11 protein-coding genes are annotated in these 18,824 nt (G+C 70.4%); 8 read left to right on the plus strand and 3 right to left on the minus strand.

Annotation, left to right across the window (positions count from 1 at the left end; genetic code table 11):
• Window positions 1-91: 91 nt before the first annotated feature.
• Window positions 92-2,320, minus strand: coding sequence for a primosomal protein N' (locus PQS31_RS14255; RefSeq protein WP_272763400.1), 2,229 nt, complete (start codon window positions 2,318-2,320; stop codon window positions 92-94).
• Between the two features lie 516 nt (window positions 2,321-2,836).
• Here PQS31_RS14255 and PQS31_RS14260 point away from each other — a divergent pair.
• Entirely contained in the window at window positions 2,837-3,739 is a 903-nt protein-coding gene (locus tag PQS31_RS14260; RefSeq protein ID WP_272763401.1) for a hypothetical protein, read from the plus strand.
• A complete protein-coding gene (locus PQS31_RS14265) occupies window positions 3,726-4,355 on the plus strand; it encodes a DUF3106 domain-containing protein (protein ID WP_272763402.1) in 630 nt (209 codons plus the stop codon). The genes PQS31_RS14260 and PQS31_RS14265 overlap by 14 nt, the downstream gene beginning before the upstream one ends.
• A gap of 115 nt (window positions 4,356-4,470) precedes the next feature.
• On the opposite strand, the gene PQS31_RS14270 is transcribed toward PQS31_RS14265, so the two are convergent.
• The gene (locus PQS31_RS14270) at window positions 4,471-5,646 is read right to left on the minus strand and encodes a DUF3667 domain-containing protein (RefSeq protein ID WP_272763403.1); all 1,176 of its coding nucleotides are present in this window, start codon (window positions 5,644-5,646) and stop codon (window positions 4,471-4,473) included.
• 140 nt (window positions 5,647-5,786) lie between these two features.
• Between PQS31_RS14270 and PQS31_RS14275 the strand changes: the two genes are divergently transcribed.
• Together PQS31_RS14275 and sppA are read left to right on the plus strand one after the other, a co-directional pair.
• Window positions 5,787-7,178: an MATE family efflux transporter gene (locus PQS31_RS14275; RefSeq protein WP_272763404.1), complete on the plus strand. Its 1,392-nt coding sequence runs from the start codon at window positions 5,787-5,789 to the stop codon at window positions 7,176-7,178.
• Window positions 7,179-7,328: 150 nt separating this feature from the next.
• Window positions 7,329-9,227, plus strand: a complete 1,899-nt coding sequence (sppA, locus tag PQS31_RS14280) for a signal peptide peptidase SppA (protein ID WP_272763405.1) — start codon at window positions 7,329-7,331, stop codon at window positions 9,225-9,227.
• An 85-nt stretch (window positions 9,228-9,312) separates the two neighbouring features.
• On the opposite strand, the gene PQS31_RS14285 is transcribed toward sppA, so the two are convergent.
• Window positions 9,313-10,335 (minus strand): sugar kinase, encoded by a 1,023-nt coding sequence (locus tag PQS31_RS14285; protein ID WP_272763406.1) that lies wholly within the window; start codon window positions 10,333-10,335, stop codon window positions 9,313-9,315.
• 193 nt (window positions 10,336-10,528) lie between these two features.
• Between PQS31_RS14285 and PQS31_RS14290 the strand changes: the two genes are divergently transcribed.
• The 4 genes from PQS31_RS14290 (at window position 10,529) to pelA (ending at window position 18,821) form a co-directional block, all read left to right on the plus strand.
• On the plus strand, window positions 10,529-13,339 hold the full coding sequence (locus PQS31_RS14290; RefSeq protein WP_272763407.1) for a TonB-dependent receptor: 2,811 nt from the start codon (window positions 10,529-10,531) through the stop codon (window positions 13,337-13,339).
• A gap of 301 nt (window positions 13,340-13,640) precedes the next feature.
• Window positions 13,641-16,778 carry a TonB-dependent receptor gene (locus tag PQS31_RS14295; protein WP_272763408.1) on the plus strand — a complete coding sequence of 1,046 codons (3,138 nt, stop codon included), beginning with the start codon at window positions 13,641-13,643 and terminating at the stop codon, window positions 16,776-16,778.
• A 133-nt stretch (window positions 16,779-16,911) separates the two neighbouring features.
• A complete protein-coding gene (locus PQS31_RS14300; RefSeq protein WP_272763410.1) occupies window positions 16,912-17,760 on the plus strand; it encodes a pectinesterase family protein in 849 nt (282 codons plus the stop codon).
• Window positions 17,757-18,821, plus strand: coding sequence for a pectate lyase (gene pelA, locus PQS31_RS14305; protein WP_272763412.1), 1,065 nt, complete (start codon window positions 17,757-17,759; stop codon window positions 18,819-18,821). The genes PQS31_RS14300 and pelA overlap by 4 nt, the downstream gene beginning before the upstream one ends.
• Window positions 18,822-18,824: the final 3 nt, after the last annotated feature.

Raw genomic sequence — 18,824 nt, forward strand, 5'->3', positions numbered from 1 at the left:
CAGGGAGGCGGTCGGACGGCAGCCGCACTCGTGTCTTTCCGAGTCCCCGTTCGCGAACCAAATCCCGAATCCCCAATCCCGAATCCCGCCCTCAGTACAGATCCACCGGATCGACATCCAGCGACCACCGCGCGCGACGCGCCTCGGGCAGCGCATGAATCGCGGGCAGCGCGGCATCGAGGATGCCGTGGAGGATCGGGCGCTGGTCGGCGGCCAGAATCAGCTGCGCGCGGTAGGTGCCCGCACGTCGCGGCATCGGCGCGGCGACCGGGCCGTCGAGCTGCAGCACCGACGCCCCCGCATCGCTCGATGTCGCGTGCAGTACCCGCCGCGCCGCATGCAGAAACGCCATCGGCGGCTCGGCCTGCGGCGATTCGGCGCGCAGCAGGGCCATCGGCGCGAACGGCGGAAAGCCCGCCGCATGGCGCTGTTCCAGTTCCGCCGCGGCGAAGGCGTGATAGCCGCCGTGGATCAGCGTCTGCAGCAGCGGATGCTCGGGGTGATGGGTCTGCAGCAGCACCTGGCCGGGGCGATCGGCCCGCCCGGCGCGGCCGGCGACCTGGATCAGCAACTGGGCGAGTTTCTCACCGGCGCGGAAATCGGCCGAAAACAGGCCTTCGTCGACGCCGACCACACAGACCAGGGTGAGGTTGTGCAGGTCGTGGCCCTTGGCCAGCATCTGCGTGCCGATCAGGATGCCGGGCCGCGCACCGAGATCGGCGAACAGGCGTTCCAGCGCATCGCGGCGCCGGGTGCTGCCGCGGTCGATACGCAGCACCGGCACGTCGCCGAAGCGTGCGGCCAGCAGTTCCTCGATGCGTTCGGTGCCCACGCCCTGCGGCTGCAGGCCGAGGCTGGCGCAGTCGGGGCAGGCCGGCGGCGCGCTGGCGCGGTGGCCGCAGTGATGGCATTGCAGGCGGCGCCCACCGGCGTGCACCGTCATCGGGTGGCCGCGCTCGGGCGTGCTGCAGCGCGGACAGTGCGCGCTCCAGCCACAGTCGTGGCACAGCAGCACCGGCGCGTAGCCGCGGCGGTTGCGGAACACCAGCACCTGGCCGCCGTCGGCCAGGGCCTGCTCGATCGCCGTCAACAGTTCGGGCGACAGGCCGGCGTCGAGCGGACGCTTGCGCACGTCGAGCACGCGTACGGCCGGCGGCTTGGCATTGCCGGCACGCCGCGACAGGCGCAGGTGGACGTGACGCCCGGCGATCGCGTTCTGCAGCGATTCCAGCGACGGTGTCGCGCTGCCCAGCAGGACCGGCACGTCGAGCGCCTTGCCGCGTACCAGCGCGAAGTCGCGTGCGTGGTAGCGGATGCCGTCCTGCTGCTTGTAGCTGCCGTCGTGTTCCTCGTCGACGACGATCAGCCCGGCCTGCGGCAGCGGCAGGAAGACGGCCGAGCGCGTGCCGACGACCACCCGCGCCTCGCCGCGCATCGCGGCGGCCCAGACCCGGGCGCGCTCGCCGTCGGCGAGCCCCGAGTGCAGGGCGTGCACCGGCACGCCGAGCCGGGCGCGAAACCGGGCCAGGGTCTGCGGGGTGAGGCCGATTTCCGGCACCAGCACCAGGGCCTGCCGGCCCCGGGCCAGGCAGTGCGCGATCGCCTGCAGGTAGACCTCGGTCTTGCCGCTACCGGTGACGCCGTCGAGCAGCAGCGAGGCGAAGCCGGTCTGCGTGGTCACGGCGTCGATCGCGGCCTGCTGCTCGGCGTTGGGCACCGGGCCGGGCTGGGGCACCGGCGCCAGTTGCGACGCCGGTACCGCGATGCGTTGGACCAGGCCGCGCGCGGCCAGCGTGCGCGCGGCGGTGCGCCAGCCCGCGAGCAGCAGATCGAGCGCGTCCTCGTCGCGTGGCGCGGTCTGCAGCAGATCCGCGAGGCGCCGCGGTCGACCGCCGGCCTTCAGCGTGTCGACGGCATCGCTGCCCGCGGGTGTGAGGCGCCAAGCCCAGGCGTGGGTGTCGGGCAGCGGATCGCCCCGGCGCAGCGTCGCCGGCAGCGCGGTCGCCAGCACCTCGCCCAGGGGCGCGTGCGTGTAGCGCGCCAGCCAGCGCAGCGAGCGGTCGAGTTCGCCGTGCAGCAGGGGGGCGGCGTCAAGCCATTCGACGACCTCGCGCAAGGCAGGCGCATCGGCCGTCGCCGGACCCACGGCGGCCACGATGCCGACCAGGCGCCTCGGTCCGAACGGCACCAGCACCCGGCGTCCCACGTCCGCAGCGCCGGGAGGCGCCGCACCGGCCGGGGCGCGATAGTCGAACAGCTGCGGCAGCGGGACCGGCAGGGCGACGTGGAGGGTGAGCGGGGCGTCGGGCGAGGCGGTCACGCACGCAGTGTAGCGGTCCCCTACATCGCGTGATCGGGCGGAAAGACTTGCAGGCCCAACCTGTCTTGAGTTGGATGAAAACGCTGCAAGTGCCCGAAATGAAAGCACTTACGGCTTATCCACACAGCCTGTGGATAAGCCTGTGCATGAACGTGCCGAAGCGGGTTTTTGTGCGGTGTTCAGGCCCCGATGGGGTCGGTTGGACAAAAAAGTGCCAAGTTCGAATTCTTGAGAATTATCAATCACTTGGCCGTGAAACATTGTTGTCATGCAGCATGCGGAGCCCGCGGCTTTCAGCGAAATGACAGCAATGTGAGTCCTGTGAACAACCCGCGGGGCAATGCGCGCGCGTGGAACGTGGGCACTCGCGGATGTCAAGCATGGGCGGGCGCGGCGGGGCGGCTATGATGCCCCGTCCGTTTTCCAGGTGGCAGGCGCATTTCCTCCCAGACCGTTCCGTCCGCCGTTTCGTCCGCGGCCGCCGCGTTCCTGCGTGGAGTCGAGCGCCGGGCCGCCGTGTTCGCCCAGTGGCAGAGCGGCGACATCGAGACCGGAGACGCGGCGCTGGCGCGCGCGATGGCGGGGTTCGTCGCGCTGGCGCCGAAGGCCGCCTTCGCCGAATGGCCGCGGCGCTTCTGGGGTCTGCTGCTCGCGGCCCCGGGCCTGCGCGCGCCGCATGCGCTGGGCGCCGAGGGCGACGGCCTGCCGGCGCTGGCGGGGCTCGCCGGCGGGCCGCGGGTCACGGTGCTGCTGCGGCTGGTGGCCGGGCTGGCCGAGCACGAGGCGGCCGCGGTGCTCGGCGTGTCCCGCGCGACCTACCGGCTGGGCCTGCAGCGTGCGCTGCCGCATCTGGCCGACGGCGCTCCCGATGCGGACGCCTGGCGCACGCTGTCGGCGTCGATCCAGGCCGAGATCCGCGCACTGCCGCCCGATCGGCTCACCCGCCTGGCGGGCCTGCGCGAAGCGGCCCTGCGCGGGGAAGCGATCCCGCCGCGCCGGTTCCCGCTCGCCGCGCCGCCCGTCGAGCCCGCGGGCGCGGTGGTGCCGCGGCGCCCGGCCCCGTGGATGTGGCCGGCCGCCGCCGCGGTCGTGATCGCCACCCTGGCTGCACTCGCCTGGACCTGGGTGGGGACGGGCAGCGACGGGCTGGACGGGGACACCCAGATCCGCATCGACGCGCTGCCCGACGCCGAGGCCCCGGCGGCCCGCTACGACGAGGCGCTGGACCTGCTGATCGAACCCGATTTCGAACTGCTGATCGCGCCCGAGGACGGCGCCGAGTGGCGGACCGATCCGGCCTTTCACGCCTGGCTCGCGGCGCGGCTCGAACTGCCGCAGGACAACACCGAGGATGTCCACCTCGAATCCCGCGACGACGGGGCCGACGATGCACCGGAGACCAGCGATGCGGATCTCTGAGGCCCTTCGGCGCACCGCCTGTGCGGCGCTGCTGCTGGTCGGCGGCGCCGCCGTGGCACTGCCTGCCGGCCTGCCGTGGGCGGCCCTGCCGGCCGCGGACCGGGATCGCCTGACCGCGCGTGCCGCCCGCCTGCAGGCGATGTCGCCGGCCGAGCGTGACGCGTTCGCCGCGCGTGTCGCGGCCTGGCGCGCGCTGCCGGCCCCGGAGCGGGAGCGGCGGCGGATCGCCTTCGAGGCCGTCGAGGCCATGCCGCACCCCGAGCGGGCGCGCCTGCAGCAGGCCGCCGCGCAGTTCGCCGCGCTACCTGACGACGCCCGGCAGGCGCTGCGCCTGGAGTTCGATCAGCTCGACCTCGGCCTGCGGCGCGGTTGGCTGCTCGGCCCGACCCTCGGAGCCGAATGGCCAGCGCTGCATCCGCTGTTCGCGGCGATGCCGGCCGAGCAGCACGCGCCGGCGATGCTCGCACTGCGGGCCGCGTCGACGCAGGCCCGCGCCGATCTCGCCGTGCTCGCCCAGCGCACGCCGCCGCACGAGCGCGACGCGTTGCGCGCGCAGTGGCTGGCGGTCGCGCCCGGCGCCCGCGATGCGTGGCTGCGCGCGCGCGTGGATCCCTGACGCGCCGGCCTCGCCACAGGCGACGCGCCGGTCGATGCGACCGGCACATCGCGGCTGCCGGCCGAGGCCCCTCGTACCGGCGCGCCACCGCGTCAGCGCGCACGCATCCGTCCGTTCAGAGGGCGTAGAGCGCGTAGCCCGCCATCGGGATCGCCACGCTGAGGAACAGCGCGAAGTAGAGCTGGCCGATCACCGCGAACTTCACCAGCGTCCAGGGCCAGGACTGGCGATAGACGCGCTTCTGCATCACCAGCAGATACACCGGCAGCGCCCACAGCAGCAGCGTGCGCACCCAGCCCAGGCCCTGCGCCGCCCAGGCGGCACGGGGCGCCAGCCATTCCGACGCCAGCGTGCAGGCGAAGGCGAGCAGCAGGCCGAGCATCAACGCCGCGTGGCTGTAGAGGCCGATCACCACGTGTTCGAGATACAGGCGGCCCCTGAAGAGGTAGAACAGCTTGAGCAGGACCGCGAACAAGGGCACGAGAATGAACAGCGCCGTCGGCGCGACGCCGAGCAGCGCGCGGCTGTAGGCGCCCGGATCGTCGCCCAGACGATCGAGATTGCGTGCGATCCGTTCTCCGACCGGTCCGCCCATCACCGGGGCATCGCGGCGTCGCGCCGGCCGGGTGTCGGCGGCCTCCGGCGCCGGCGGCGTCGTCCCCGCCGCCCGCTCCGCGCCCGCCGGCGCCTCGGGCGACGAGGCGCCGTCCTTCAGTGCGGCGAGCCGCGCCTCGGCGCGCTGGCGCACCTCCACTTCCGCGGCGTCGAGACGCGCCGACACCCCCGGCACCGCGCCGGTGATGCGGCGGGCTTCACGGATGTCGGCCAGCACGCCGTCGCGGATCGCCACCACGTCGCTGCCGGTCGCGGCCTGCGCGAGCGCCTGTTCGACGTCGTCGGTCTGCACCGTGTTGTCGGCATCGAAGCCGAGCATCGCGTCCTGGACGACGAACTTGGCCACGAAGAACGTCAGCAGGGTCAGGATCACGAACAGCCGCATGGGCGCCACGTAGCGCACGCGGTGGCCGGCGAGATAGCGGTTGGCGATGCGGCCCGGCACGAACAGATCGCGCACGGTGCGGAAGATCCGGCCGTCGAGATGCCAGAACGATTCGAACACTTCCTCGATCGCATGGCCCACGTGGCGGACCGGACTGTGCGTGGACTGGCCGCAGGCGTGGCAGTAGTGGCCGTGCAATGGCGTCGCGCAGTTCTCGCAGGCGGCCGGCGCGGCGTGCGCGTCGGCCACGGGCAGGGCCGGCGGGCCGTCCAGCGGTACGGGATGGGACATGGCGTGCCTCGGTTGGGATCGGGCGATGCACGGCGCTCCCCGGCGCACATCGCAGGCCCGGGCTAACATACCGGCCCTTCGCGCCCCGGCGCCAGCGCACGCATCGGGTCGTTCGCGCGGCCGCAGTCGCAGGCGTCGTCATGTCCAGCCCCGTCCCCGTTCCGCGCTTCGGCCACGAGGTGCGCAGAACCGCCGTTCTGTCCGCGCCCCTGGTGCTCGGGCATCTCGCCACCGGCCTGATCGGCTTCGTCGACAGCGTCATCGCCGGCCACCACAGCACCACCACCCTGGCCGCGGTGGCCGTGGGCACGGCGATCTTCTGGCTGCCGATGATGGTGCCGATGGGCACGCTGATGGCGGTGCCCCCGTCGGTGTCGCAGCTCGACGGCAGCGGACGGCGCGCCGAGGTCGGCCCGCTGTTCCGCCAGGCCCTGTGGCTGGCCGCGGGGCTCGGCGTGCTGCTGTTCGGCCTGCTGTCGCTGCTCGCCGGCGCGCTCGGACCGTTCGGCATCGCCCCGGAAATCGTGCCCGGCGCGACCGCATTCCTGCACGGCATCCGCTGGGGCGTGCCGGCGCTGACGCTGTACTTCTGCATGCGCTATCTCAGCGACGGTCTGCACTGGACCCTGCCGACGATGGTGTTCGGTTTCGGCGGCCTGCTGGTGCTGGTGCCGATGGGCTATGCGCTGGCGTTCGGCTGGGGGCCGCTGCCCGAACGCGGCGCCGGCGGGCTGGGCCTGGCCTCGGCGCTGATGATGTGGACGCAGACGACGGCCTTCGCGCTCTATCTGGCGCGCGCGCGGCGCTTCCGGCCGTATGCACTGTTCACCCGCTTCGATGCGCCGCAGTGGCCGGCCATCCGCTCGCTGCTGCGCACCGGGCTGCCGATCGGCGTGACGGTGACGATGGAAGGCAGCCTGTTCGTCGTCACCGCGCTGCTGACCGGCCGGCTGGGCGAGGTGGAGGCGGCGGCGCATCAGATCGCGATCAACGTGGCGGCGCTGTGCTTCATGGTCCCGTTCGGCCTCGCGGAAGCGACCACGGTGCGCGTGGGCCACGCGCTCGGGCGCGGCCTGGGCAGCGACGGCGTGCGCCGCGCCGGCTTCGCCGGGCTGGCCTTGGTGCTGGTCACGCAGACGCTGTCGGGGATCGCACTGCTGCTGGGCCATGACCACGTGGTGCGGATCTACACCCAGGACGCCGCGGTGGCCACGCTGGCCGGGACCCTGCTGCTGTACGCAGCGGCGTTCCAGTTTCCCGACGGCATCCAGGCGCTGTCGGCCGGCGCGCTGCGCGGCCTCAAGGACACCCGCGTGCCGATGGTGCTGGCGGCGGCCGCGTACTGGGGCGTGGGCATGAGCCTCGGCGCCGGCCTGGGCCTGGGCCTCGGCTGGGGGCCGCAGGGTATGTGGCTCGGCCTGATCGCCGGGCTGACCGTCGCCGCGGTGCTGCTGGGCGTGCGCTTCCTGCGCAGCAGCCGCCGGGTGGCCGTGCCCCTGCTCGCCGCGCCGGGCGGGGCGCCGTCAGGATGACGGCGTTCCCTGCGCCGCAGTGACCTCCGGCGCATGCATCCGGCCGCGCCGGCGGGTTAGGCTGCCGACGTTGCCACCCCCGGTGCACTGCGGTCGGCGCGGTTTCGCCGCGATCACCGGTTTACTTTTTCTGTTGGAGTCGTATCGAGCATGAGCACTGTGCCGCCGCCACGCGCGCCGTTGACGCGCGTCTTCATCGGCCTTTGGGACGGAATGAACTTCATCCGTCGGCTGACCCTCAATCTGCTGTTCTTCGGGTTGCTGCTGCTGATCGCGCTGGTGGTGCTGGTGGCGATGTTCGGCCGCGGCTCGCGTCCGGCGCCGCTGCTCGAGCGCACGACGCTGGTGCTCGCGCCCGAGGGGGCGCTGGTGGAGCAGTACCGGACCGATCCTTTCATGCGTGCGCTGGCCGAAAGCGGCGGCGGTGGCGTGGGCGAGGTGCAGCTGCGTGACGTTCTGCGCGCGCTGGAAGCGGCGAAGACCGACGACCGGATCGAGCGCGTGCTGCTGCGCACCGACCGCCTGACGTTCTCCGGCTATGCGGCGATGCGCGAAGTGGCCGACGCCATCGGCGAGGTGCGCGCGGCCGGCAAGCAGGTGGTCGCGTTCGGCGAGTACTTCGGGCAGCAGCAGTATCTGCTGGCGGCGCAGGCCGACGAGGTCTACCTCGACCCCGAGGGCGGCATGATGCTCGAGGGTCTCAGCGGCTATCGCCAGTACTACCGCGAGGCGCTCGAGGACAAGCTCGGCGTCGACGTGCACCTGTTCAAGGTGGGCGAATACAAGTCGGCGGCCGAGCCCTACATCCTCGACGGCGCCTCGCCGGAATCGAAGGAAGCCGATCTGTACTGGATGAACGACATCTGGCAGCGGCACATCGCCGATATCGCCCGGGTGCGCGGCACCACGCCCGAGGCGCTCAATGCCGGCATCGCCACGCTGCCGCAGGGGATCGCCGCAGCGCAGGGCGACCTGGCGCAGTACGCGCTGGCGCAGAAGTTCGTCGACGGCCTCAAGACCCGCGAAGAGGTCGAGCAGCTGCTGGTCGAGCGCGGCGTCGCCGACGAGGACGCCGAGGGCGGCTTCCGCCAGGTCTCGATGCGCAATTTCCTGGCGCACGTGACGCCGGCCGGCGCGGCCGCGGAACGGCGCGCCCAGGTGGCCGTCGTCGTCGCCGAGGGCGGCATCACGGGCGGCGACCAGCCGCCGGGCACGATCGGCGGCGAGTCGACGTCGGCGCTGCTGCGCGAGGCACGCGAGGACGAGCACGTGAAGTCGGTGGTGCTGCGCGTGGATTCGGGCGGTGGCGAAGTGTTCGCGTCCGAGCAGATCCGCCGCGAGGTCGACGCGCTCAAGGCGGCCGGCAAGCCGGTGGTGGTGTCGATGGGCGACGTGGCGGCATCCGGCGGCTACTGGATCAGCATGAACGCCGACCGCATCTACGCCGATGCGTCGACGATCACCGGCTCGATCGGCATCTTCGCGCTGGTGCCGACCTTCCCGCGCACGCTGGAGAAGATCGGCGTGCGCACCGACGGCGTCGGCACCACGCCGTACGCGGGCGCGTTCGATCTCACCCGCGAGCTGCAGCCCGAAGCCGGACAGGCGATCCAGGCGATCATCGATCGCGGCTACCGCAACTTCATCGGCAAGGTGGCCGACGCACGGGGTCGCAGCGCCGACGACATCGACCAGGTCGCCCGCGGACGCGTGTGGAGTGGCACCCAGGCACTGGAGCGCGGCCTGGTCGACGAACTGGGTGGGCTGCGCACGGCGATCGCCAAGGCCGCCGAGCTGGGCGGACTGGAACCGGACCGCTTCCGCGTGCGCTATGTCGAGAAGTCGGCGACGCCGTTCGGTCGTCTGCTCAGCGGCTTCATCGCCAGCCGCGCCGGCGGCTTGCTGGTCGGGCACAGCGATCTGGCGCGCACGCTGCTGGCGCGCGCGGTGCCGCGTGCGGAGCAGGATCTGCGCCTGCTCGAGAGCGTGATGACGCCGCAGCCGGGCCGCCCGGTGAAGGCGGTCGCCTACTGCTTCTGCGAACTCTGAGTTCGCACACGCATCGAAATGCGAACGGCCCGCCAATGGCGGGCCGTTTCGCGTTCTGCGGATGCGCCCTCATGCGGCGCGCGGATCAGCGCCTGACGTCGAGCCGCCCGCTGTCGACGAGGGCAGCGACGTCGTCCACGCCGACCAGATTGAAGTCGCCCGGCACGCTGTGCTTGAGCCGCGCGGCGGCCAGGCCGAACGCCAGGGCGCGGCCGTCGTCCATGCCGCTCAGCACGCCGTGCAGCACGCCGGCGGTGAACGCATCGCCGCCGCCGATGCGATCGACGATGCCGTCCACCGGCTGCGGCGCGATGTGATGGACCTGGCCCGTGCGATGCACCAGCAGCGCGCCCAGCGTGTGCGCGTCGACGCTGTGCACCTCGCGCTGGGTGCAGGCGATGCGCTGCAGATGCGGAAACGCCGCGAACGCGCGTTCCGCAGCGGCCCGCGTCCGCTCGACCGATGTGTCCGCCGGTGCGCCCTCGGCGCCGAGCACCAGATCCACGTCGCGATGGTCGATGAAGGCGATATCGGCCTCGGCCAGCAACGCATGCAGCAGGGGCGCGGGGCGGTTGTTCCAGGTGGCCCAGAGCTTGGGGCGGAAGTTACCGTCAAACGACACCAGCGCGCCGGCGGCACGCGCGGCACGTACCGCCTCGGTCGCCGCCTCGGCGCTGTGCGGGCCGACGGCGGCGGTCACGCCCGAGACGTGCAGGCAATCGGTGCCGGCGAGCAGGGTCGGCCAGTCGTAGTCGGCAGCCGGCGCGAGTGCGAACGCCGAGCCCGCGCGGTCGTAGACCACGTCGCTCGGCCGCACGCCGGCGCCTGCGGCGAAGAAGTACAGCCCCATCCGTCCGCCGGACCGCCGTATCCGGGAGACGTCGACACCGTGGCGGCGCAGTTCACCCAGGGCGGCCGCGCCCAGCGCGTTGTCCGCCACGGTGCCTGCGAGTGCACTGTCGTGGCCGAACCGGGCCAGCGACACCGCGACGTTCGCCTCGGCCCCGCCGATGTGCACCTGCAGCCGGTGCGACTGCAGCAGCAGTTCGCGGTCCGGCGCACCGAGGCGCAGCAGGAGTTCGCCGAAACACAGAATGCGCTTGCCCATCGTCCCGCTGTCCTCGCCTCGTGCCGCCGACGCGGCGTTAAAAATGTGTCGCGCCGCAGCATGCTTCTCAGAAAACGTTCTGATAGCGTTTGGCCCGCGGTGTCATTCCGGGCACCGGCGGCCACCTTAGCAAGCGCGCCCTCGCAGTCAAGACGCGCCACACAACATGCTTCGCACCCTGGGAGGGGACGAGATGACGCAGTCGCTCCGCAGCAAAAAGACACCGGTTACCGTTCTCGCCGCGAGTATCGCGGTGGCCCTCCAGGTCGCAGCCCTTCCGGCGCTCGCACAAACCGCCACCGGCGACACCGCGTCGGCACAGGCCACCGAGACGCCCGCCGGTCAGGCGTCCGAGCTGGACACCATCCGCGTCGTCGGCTACCGCGCCAGCGTCGAGCGCGCGCTGGACATCAAGCGCGGCGAAGCCGGAGTGGTCGACGCGATCGTCGCCGAGGACATCGGCAAGTTCCCCGACCTCAACCTCGCCGAATCGCTGCAGCGCATTCCGGGCGTGGTCATCGCCCGCGACGCCGGCGAGGGCCGGCAGATCTCGGTGCGCGGTCTCGGCCCCGATTTCACCCGTGTGCGCATCAATGGCATGGAAGCGCTGACCACGGTCGGTGCCTCCGACCAGAGCGGCGGTTCCAATCGCGGTCGTGGTTTCGACTTCAACGTGTTCGCCTCCGATCTGTTCTCGCAGCTGATCGTGCGCAAGACCGCCTCGGCCGACGTCGAGGAAGGTTCACTCGGCGCGACCGTCGATCTGCGCACCGCGCGTCCGTTCGATTACGACGGCCTGACCATCGTCGGCAGCGGCCAGGCGAGCTACAGCGACATGGCCGAGAAGGCCGATCCGCGCGTCGCCGGCCTGATCGCCAACACCTGGGCGGACGGCACCTTCGGCGCGCTGCTGTCGGTGGCCTACAGCGAGCGTCAGGCGCTCGAGGAGGGCAGCGGCACGGGCCGCTGGGCGAACGGTCCCAGCAATGGCGGTTTCAGCGCGGCCTCGCCGTTCGCGGCCGCGCGCGCCGCCAACGTTTTCCATCCGCGCTTCCCGCGCTACACGCTGATGGAGCACGACCAGAAGCGCACCGGCGTCACCGCCTCGCTGCAGTTCAAGCCCAATGACCGCAGCGAGTTCGCACTCGATGCGCTGTACTCGAAGATCGATGCGGTGCGCGACGAGAAGTACATCGAAGCGATCTCCTTCAGCCGCGGCAACGCGAACCCGAACCCTGCGACCAACCCGCTGACCGGCAAGCCGCAGACCATCGTCCGCGACGGCGTGATCGACGGCAACGGCGCGCTCGTCTACGGGTTGTTCGACGGTGTGGACATCCGCTCGGAAAGCCGCCACGACGAGTGGAACACCGTCTTCAAGCAGTTGACCCTCGACGGCAAGTTCGACGTCACCGACGATTTCACCCTGTCCGGAAAGATCGGCAGGTCGAGTTCCGTACACGAGAACCCGATCCAGACCACGATCATCATGGACAAGTACAACGTCAACAACTACAGCTACGACTACCGCGGCAACTTCTACAAACCGGTGTTGAACTACGGCATCGACCCGCTCGATCCCAGCGGCTGGACGCTGGCGGAGATCCGCCTCCGTCCGCAGTACGTCGAGAACGAGTTCGACAACGCGCAGCTGGACTTCAACTGGTATTTCAGCCCGGGCTTCCGCCTCAAGGGCGGCGTCCAGGCCAAGGACTACACCTTCTCGACCCGGGAGTTGCGCCGCGGCTCCGAGTTGGCCGTGCCGACCTTTGCCAACGGCACCCGCTTCGTGCCGGTGGATCTGACCAGCCAGGCCGCGCTGAGCGGGATCGACGGCTCGCCGGGGCGCTGGGTCATTCCCAGTTACGACCGCATCGCCGACCTGTTCGACATCTACAGCAATACCGGCACGTTCGCGCTCGCCGAGCGCGCGGTGAACACGCGCAGCGTCGAGGAGAAGGATCGCGGCGCTTACCTGCAGGGTGAATTCTCGACCGATCTGGGTTCGATTCCGTTCTCCGGTAACATCGGCGTGCGCTACGTCGAGACCGAGCAGACCTCCACCGGGACCGCAACCGCGAGCGGCACGCCGATCGTCTCCAGCGTGACCCGCAAGTACAGTGACACGCTGCCGTCGATGAATCTGGTCGCCGAGATCGCGCCCGACTTCCTCGTCCGCTTCGGTGCAGCCAAGGTGATGTCGCGTCCGGGTCTGGGCTCGCTCACGCCGGGCGTGACCGTCAATGTCAGTGGCGGTGCACGCACCGTCAGCGGCGGCAATCCCAACCTCGATCCGATCCGGGCCAAGACCGCCGATCTCGGCTTCGAGTGGTACTTCGACGAAGGCGCGATGCTCGGCCTGGGCCTGTTCTACAAGGACATCGACACCTTCGTGCAGACCACCCGCGAGGTGCGCTCGTATGCGTCGAGCGGCTTGCCGGCCGCGTTGCTCGACGGCACGGGCGCGAACGTCAACGACGATTTCGTCTTCACCGTGCCGGTCAATACCCCGGGCGGCCCGCTCAAGGGCTTCGAGGCGAACTACGTGCAGCCCTTCACCTTCCTCTCGGGCGTGTGGAGCAACTTCGGTGTGCAGCTCAACTACACCTACGTCGACTCGCAGATCCAGTATCTGACCTCCAGTGGCGCCAATTCGCTCCGCACCGACCTGCTCGGACTGTCGAAGCGGTCCTGGAACGCCACCGTGTTCTACGAGGGCGAGCGCTTCTCCGGTCGCGTCTCGGCGACCAACCGTGACGACTACCTCATCCAGGTGCCGGGCACGGAGGCAGGCTTCACGGAGGACGTACACGGCCAGAACGGCACCACGATGCTCGACGCCTCACTGCGCTACAAGATGAGCGAACAGATCGAGATCAGTCTGGAAGGCATCAATCTGACGAACCAGCCGCAGGAGTCGTGGGTCGGTGCGAGCTCGCGCCTGCCGCTCGATTACAGCGAGACCGGCCGCCAGTACCTGCTGGGCCTGCGCTACAAGTTCTGATCCCACTCTCCCCCGGGATCGTGTGCGACGCCGGAGCGGGCGACTGCTCCGGCGTTTTTTTGTGTGCGGGCGCCGCCGCGTGGCCCCCTGCGCGCGCGTTGGGCCGCGCGGCGGCAGCGTGCACGTCGCGATCGTCCTGCGTCGAAACCAATGAGTTCTGCTGCGCTGCAAGATGCCCGCCGTCCACGTGACTGTTACGTTACGCGCCACTTTGACCATCGGTGTCATCCGATGATGGCGATGGGCCGATTCCCAGGCGCCCGCGCACACTCCGCACGGATCCAACCAGGAGGGGACGTCCATGGATCGCAACTGCCCGCATAGAAAGACACCGGTTACCTTGCTCGCCGCCGGCATCGCCATCGCGCTCACGCAACCCGCATTCGCCCAGCAGCCTGCCGTCGACGACGCGCGCGCGGTCGACATGGCCACGGTCACCGTCATCGGCTACCGCGAAAGCCTGCAGAAGTCGCTCGACGAAAAGCGCTACAGCGTCGAGCAGGTCGATGCGATCTTCGCCGAGGACATCGGCAAGTTTCCCGACCAGAATCTCGCGGAGTCGCTGCAGCGCATCGCCGGTATCTCGATCGACCGCGAAGGCGGCGAGGGCCAGCGCATCTCGGTGCGCGGTCTCGGCTCGGATTTCACGCGCGTGCGTCTCAACGGCCTCGAGGCGCTGGCCACCGCCGGCAGCGGCAGCGCAGGCGTCAACCGCTCGCGCGGCTTCGACTTCAACACCTTCGCCTCCGAGCTCTTCAGCCAGGTCAAGGTCAACAAGACCCAGTCGGCGCAGATGGACGAAGGCTCGCTGGGCTCGACGGTCGACCTGCGCGGCTCGCGCCCGTTCGACTTCGACGGCTTCCGCGCATCCGCCAGCGGCCAGCTCGGCTACAACGAACTTTCGAGCGAGAACGATCCCCGCGTGTCCGGCCTGATCAGCAACACCTGGGCCGACGGCCGCGTGGGTGCGCTGCTGTCGGCGTCCTACAGCCAGCGCACGATCTTCGAGGAAGGCTACAACCCGGTGCGCTGGGAGCACGGCAACCATCGCAATTCCAACCAGTCGACCGCGGCCAACAACGGCACCTACGGCTTCTGCTCGCCGCTGGGCTACAACCCGCAGACGCCGCGCAACCCGGTCGCCGGTGAGCTCTCCAACCCCAACACCAACAACGGCTACGGCACCTGGGGTGTCAATGCGGCCAACTGCGGCACCGGCCTGCCGCGCCCGGCGGCGACGCCGGAGAACATCGCCGCCTACGAGACCGCGACCAATGCGTGGATTCCGCGCTACCCGCGCTACATCCGCACCCAGCACGACATCGAGCGTCTCGGCGTCACCGGCGCATTCCAGTTCCGCATCAGCGACGACACGCTGCTGAGCTTCGACGCGATGTACTCCAAGCTCGACAAGGACCAGCGCGAGGATTCGCTGGGCGCCAACCTGCACCGTGCGGCGAATCTCGGCGGCAAGACCCAGATCATCGTGCGCGAGGCCGAGGTCGACGATCGCAACCGCCTGCAGTACGCCGTGTTCGACAACGTCGACTTCCGCACCGAATCAAGCCAGATCGAGGAGTCGACCGAGTTCAAGCAGTTCAGCCTGCAACTCGAGCACCGCTTCAACGACGCGGTGCGCCTCGACGCGACGATCGGCCGCTCGACATCGGATTACGCGCGGCCGGTGTTCTCGATGGTCAGCTTCGACAATTCGAACCTCGACGGCTTCGTGCTCGACCTGCGCGGCAATCCCGAGATGCCGAGCATGACCTTCCCGTTCGACACCAGCAGTCCCGATGCCTGGCAGTGGCTGGGTTACGGCGCCGTGCCGGTCAACAGCAACGGCACCGCGCGCGGTTCGAACATCAGCGAGGTGCGTCTGAATCCCAACTACGTCAGCAACGCCTTCGACACCGCGAAGGTCGATCTCGCGTTCGACGTCAATCCCGGCCTCACCTTCCGCACCGGCCTTGCGTGGAAGGACTACGACATGAGCACCGAGGAATACCGCCACATCAGCTACGGCCGCCTGCCGCAGGCCCTGCCGGCCGGCGTCACCCTGGCCGATCTCAGCACCACGCTCGACGGCTTCGGCCGCAACCTGAGCGGCAACATTCCCGGCAGCTGGCTCATTCCGGATTTCGACCGCATCGCCGAGGCGCTCAACATCTACAGCAATGCCGACAACGGCATGCCCGGCGGTGATTACCGGCTGGCCAGCATCGGACACTTTGGTGCGTCCAACAACAACTTCGCGGTCAACGAGCGCAGCCTGGCGACCTACGCCCAGCTCGACTTCAACACCGATCTGTTCAACCGTGCGCTGCGCGGCAATGTCGGCGCGCGCCTGGTCAAGACCCAGATCTCGGCGTCGGGCTGGGCACCGTGCCCGACCGGCGGCGAGGCCAACTGCACGCGCGTGTTCGGCGTCGCCAATGCGACCTCGGCGGCGGGCGACCGGTTCGTCGTGGGCACCACGGTCGATCACAGCTACACCGACGTGCTGCCTTCGCTGAACCTGTCCTGGGACGTCGCCGACAGCGTGGTGCTGCGCTTCGGCGCCGCCAAGACCATGGCCCGGCCGACGCTGGCCTACATGTCGCCCTCGGTCAGCGGCGGCCCGACCAACTTCTTCGACGACGGCCGGTTCTACTCGATCAATCTCGGAAACCCCAAGCTCGATCCGTTCCGTTCGACCAACTACGACCTCAGCGCCGAGTGGTACTTCGCCGACGGCGGCCTGCTCTCGGCAGCGGTGTTCTACAAGGACATCGACAGCTACGTGCAGCGCACCCGTCTGCTGACCACGTGGTCCGAGCTCGGGTATTCTCTCGACCTGCTGCCGCCGGGCTTCACCGGCGACACGGTGTTCAACGTGCAGAGCTACTACAACACGCCCGGCGGTCCGCTGAAGGGCTGGGAGCTGACCTACCAGCAGCCTTTCACGTTCCTTCCGGGCATATGGAGCAAGTTCGGCGTGCAGATGAACTACACGCATGTCGACTCGGACATCGAGTACCTCTTCAGCACTGCTGCCAGCAGCAACACGCGCATCGTCACCACCGTCACCGAAAACCAGCTGGTCAACCTGTCGCCGAACTCCTACAACGCCACGCTGTATTACGACGACGGCCGCTTCAGCGCCCGCGTGTCGACCAGCTACCGTGACGGCTACATCGGCGAGGTGCTGAGCCGCGAGAACGTGTTCGACCTCGACGGCAACCAGTTCGCGACCGCCGACGTGACCGGCAAGCACAGCGTCCGCAACGTGGACTTCAACATGTCCTGGCGCATCAACAGCAAGCTCAGCCTGACGTTCGAGGCGATCAACCTGCTCGATACGCCCGACCGCCGCTACGTCGATTCGGACCTGATGCTGCCCGACCGCTACACGGTCACCGGCCGCCAGTACTACGCCGGTGCGCGCTACCGGTTCTGAGGCCTCCCCGCGTCGCCCGCGGCCACCGCTTCGGCGGTGGTCGTGGGGGCGTGTCCTGGCGTTCGCGTTGCCGGTGCTGGCCGGGTGCGCGAGTTCTCCGCCGCCCGCGCCGACGTCGGAGTACGAGGTGCGCATGGACGGCCCGTTTACGAACGTCCAGGCGGCGGTGGACGCGGCCGTCGCCGGCGGCGTGCCCGCGCGCATCCGCATCGGGCGCGGGACGTGGCACGGCAGTGTCGACGTGCCGCCGGGCGCGCCGCCGCTGACCATCGTCGGCGCGGGCATGGCGTCGACGGTGCTGGCCCAGGGTCATGTCGTCCTGCGTTACCGGCCCCACACCGGCCAGGCCGATGACGTCGACCGGCCGCCCACACTGTCGGTGCGCAGCGACGATTTCCGCGCCGAGCGCCTGAGCATCGAGAACAACCTCGGCCCGGGCGGGCGGGCGGTCGCGCTGCGGGTCGACGGCACGCGCGCGGCCTTCGACCAGGTCACGGTGCTCGGGCACCGGAACGCCCTCGATCTCCCGCGCGCCGGCAGTCTGGTGTGGTTCCGTGGTTGCCGCATCGAGGGCAGCGTGGACTACATCGTCGGCGCCGCCATCGCCCTGTTCCACGGCTGTGCGCTGCATTCGGACGCCGATGGCCCGGTCACCGCGGCCTCGACGCCCGCCGACCAGACCTACGGTTTCGTCTTCCGCCGCTGCCGGCTGGGTGCGTCGGCGGGCAAGCGGGTGTATCTGGGGCGGGCAGCGGGGCCGCACGCGGCTGTGCTGTTCTTCGACAGCGCAATCGATGCGCCGGTGCACGATCCGGGCTGGCACGACGGCGACATGCCGCAGGTGCACGCAACCGCCCGCTTCGCCAACGTGGAGGGGCGCGGCGCGGAAGGCCTGTTTCTGCCCGAGACGCCATGGACGCGGGAAGCGCCGGCGGTGCCGACCCCCGAGATGTTGTTCGGCGACTGGAGACCCTTCGAATGATGCGATCCGTGCCGGCCGTCCTGTGCGTCCTCGCGCTGTGGCTCGCCGCGGGCACGGGCTCGGCCGCCGCGTCCGCGCGGACCGAGCCGGCCGCCGAGCGCATGCTCGCGGCGCAGACCGCATCGGGCGGCTGGCCCAAGCATCTCGCCGGCCGTGCCATCGTCTACGACCGGCCCTTCGACGCCGCCGCCCGCGCGGCGCTGGAGGCGTCGGACCGGCCTGACGATGCGACGATCGACAATCACGCGACCACGCGCGAGATCCGCTGGCTCGCCGCCGCGTTCGCGACCACCGGCAACGCCGCCTATCGCGATGCGGCGCGGCGCGGCGTGGACTATCTGCTCGCGGCGCAGTACCCCAGCGGCGGCTGGCCACAGTTCCATCCGGACCGGTCGGGCTATCGCGCGCAGATCACGTTCAACGACGACGCGATCGTGCACGTGGTCGACCTGTTGCAGGACGTCGCCGACGGTGAGGGCGCGCTGTCGGCGCTGACCCGCGAACGCGGTGTGCAGGCCGCCGACGCGGTGGCGCGTGCGCTGGCGCTGATTCTCGATCTCCAGGTCGTCCTCGCCGGCACGCCGACGGTGTGGGCCGCGCAGTACGACCCCACCACGCTGCAGCCGGCCACCGCGCGCAGCTACGAGCTGCCGTCGCTGGCGAGCAGCGAGTCGGTCTCGATCGTGCGCCTGCTGTTGCGCCAGTCGGCACCGTCGCCGCGCCTGATCGCCGCGGTCGACGCGGCGGAGGTGTGGTTCCGGACCCACGGCCTGGCCGATCTGGCGTTTGAACGCAGCGGTCGCGGCGACACCGCCGACGGCCACCTGCGCGCGCAGCCCGGCGCGGTGCTGTGGGCACGCTTCTACGATCTCGAGCACCAGCGGCCGCTGCTGGTCGATCGCGGTGGTGTCGTCGTGCCCGCACTCGATGCGATGTCGCGCGAGCGGCGCGGCGGTTATGCCTGGTACGGCACCTGGCCGCAGCGCCTGCTCGATCGTGACCTGCCGGCCTGGCGCGCCCGCCACGGCCTGCCGGCGCCATCCCCACACGCCGTGCGCTAGCGC

It is taken from the genome of Luteimonas sp. BLCC-B24, from assembly GCF_028550595.1.
Classification (GTDB): Bacteria; Pseudomonadota; Gammaproteobacteria; order Xanthomonadales; family Xanthomonadaceae; genus Luteimonas.

Excerpts from the sequence above, each read along its gene's own strand:
- PQS31_RS14265 (WP_272763402.1), top strand. The coding sequence starts at position 3,726 with ATGCGGATCTCTGAGGCCCTTCGGCGCACCGCCTGTGCGGCGCTGCTG.
- PQS31_RS14270 (WP_272763403.1), bottom strand. The coding sequence starts at position 5,646 with ATGTCCCATCCCGTACCGCTGGACGGCCCGCCGGCCCTGCCCGTGGCC.
- PQS31_RS14275 (WP_272763404.1), top strand. The coding sequence starts at position 5,787 with ATGTCCAGCCCCGTCCCCGTTCCGCGCTTCGGCCACGAGGTGCGCAGA.
- sppA (WP_272763405.1), top strand. The coding sequence starts at position 7,329 with ATGAGCACTGTGCCGCCGCCACGCGCGCCGTTGACGCGCGTCTTCATC.
- PQS31_RS14285 (WP_272763406.1), bottom strand. The coding sequence starts at position 10,335 with ATGGGCAAGCGCATTCTGTGTTTCGGCGAACTCCTGCTGCGCCTCGGT.
- PQS31_RS14290 (WP_272763407.1), top strand. The coding sequence starts at position 10,529 with ATGACGCAGTCGCTCCGCAGCAAAAAGACACCGGTTACCGTTCTCGCC.
- PQS31_RS14295 (WP_272763408.1), top strand. The coding sequence starts at position 13,641 with ATGGATCGCAACTGCCCGCATAGAAAGACACCGGTTACCTTGCTCGCC.
- PQS31_RS14300 (WP_272763410.1), top strand. The coding sequence starts at position 16,912 with ATGGACGGCCCGTTTACGAACGTCCAGGCGGCGGTGGACGCGGCCGTC.
- pelA (WP_272763412.1), top strand. The coding sequence starts at position 17,757 with ATGATGCGATCCGTGCCGGCCGTCCTGTGCGTCCTCGCGCTGTGGCTC.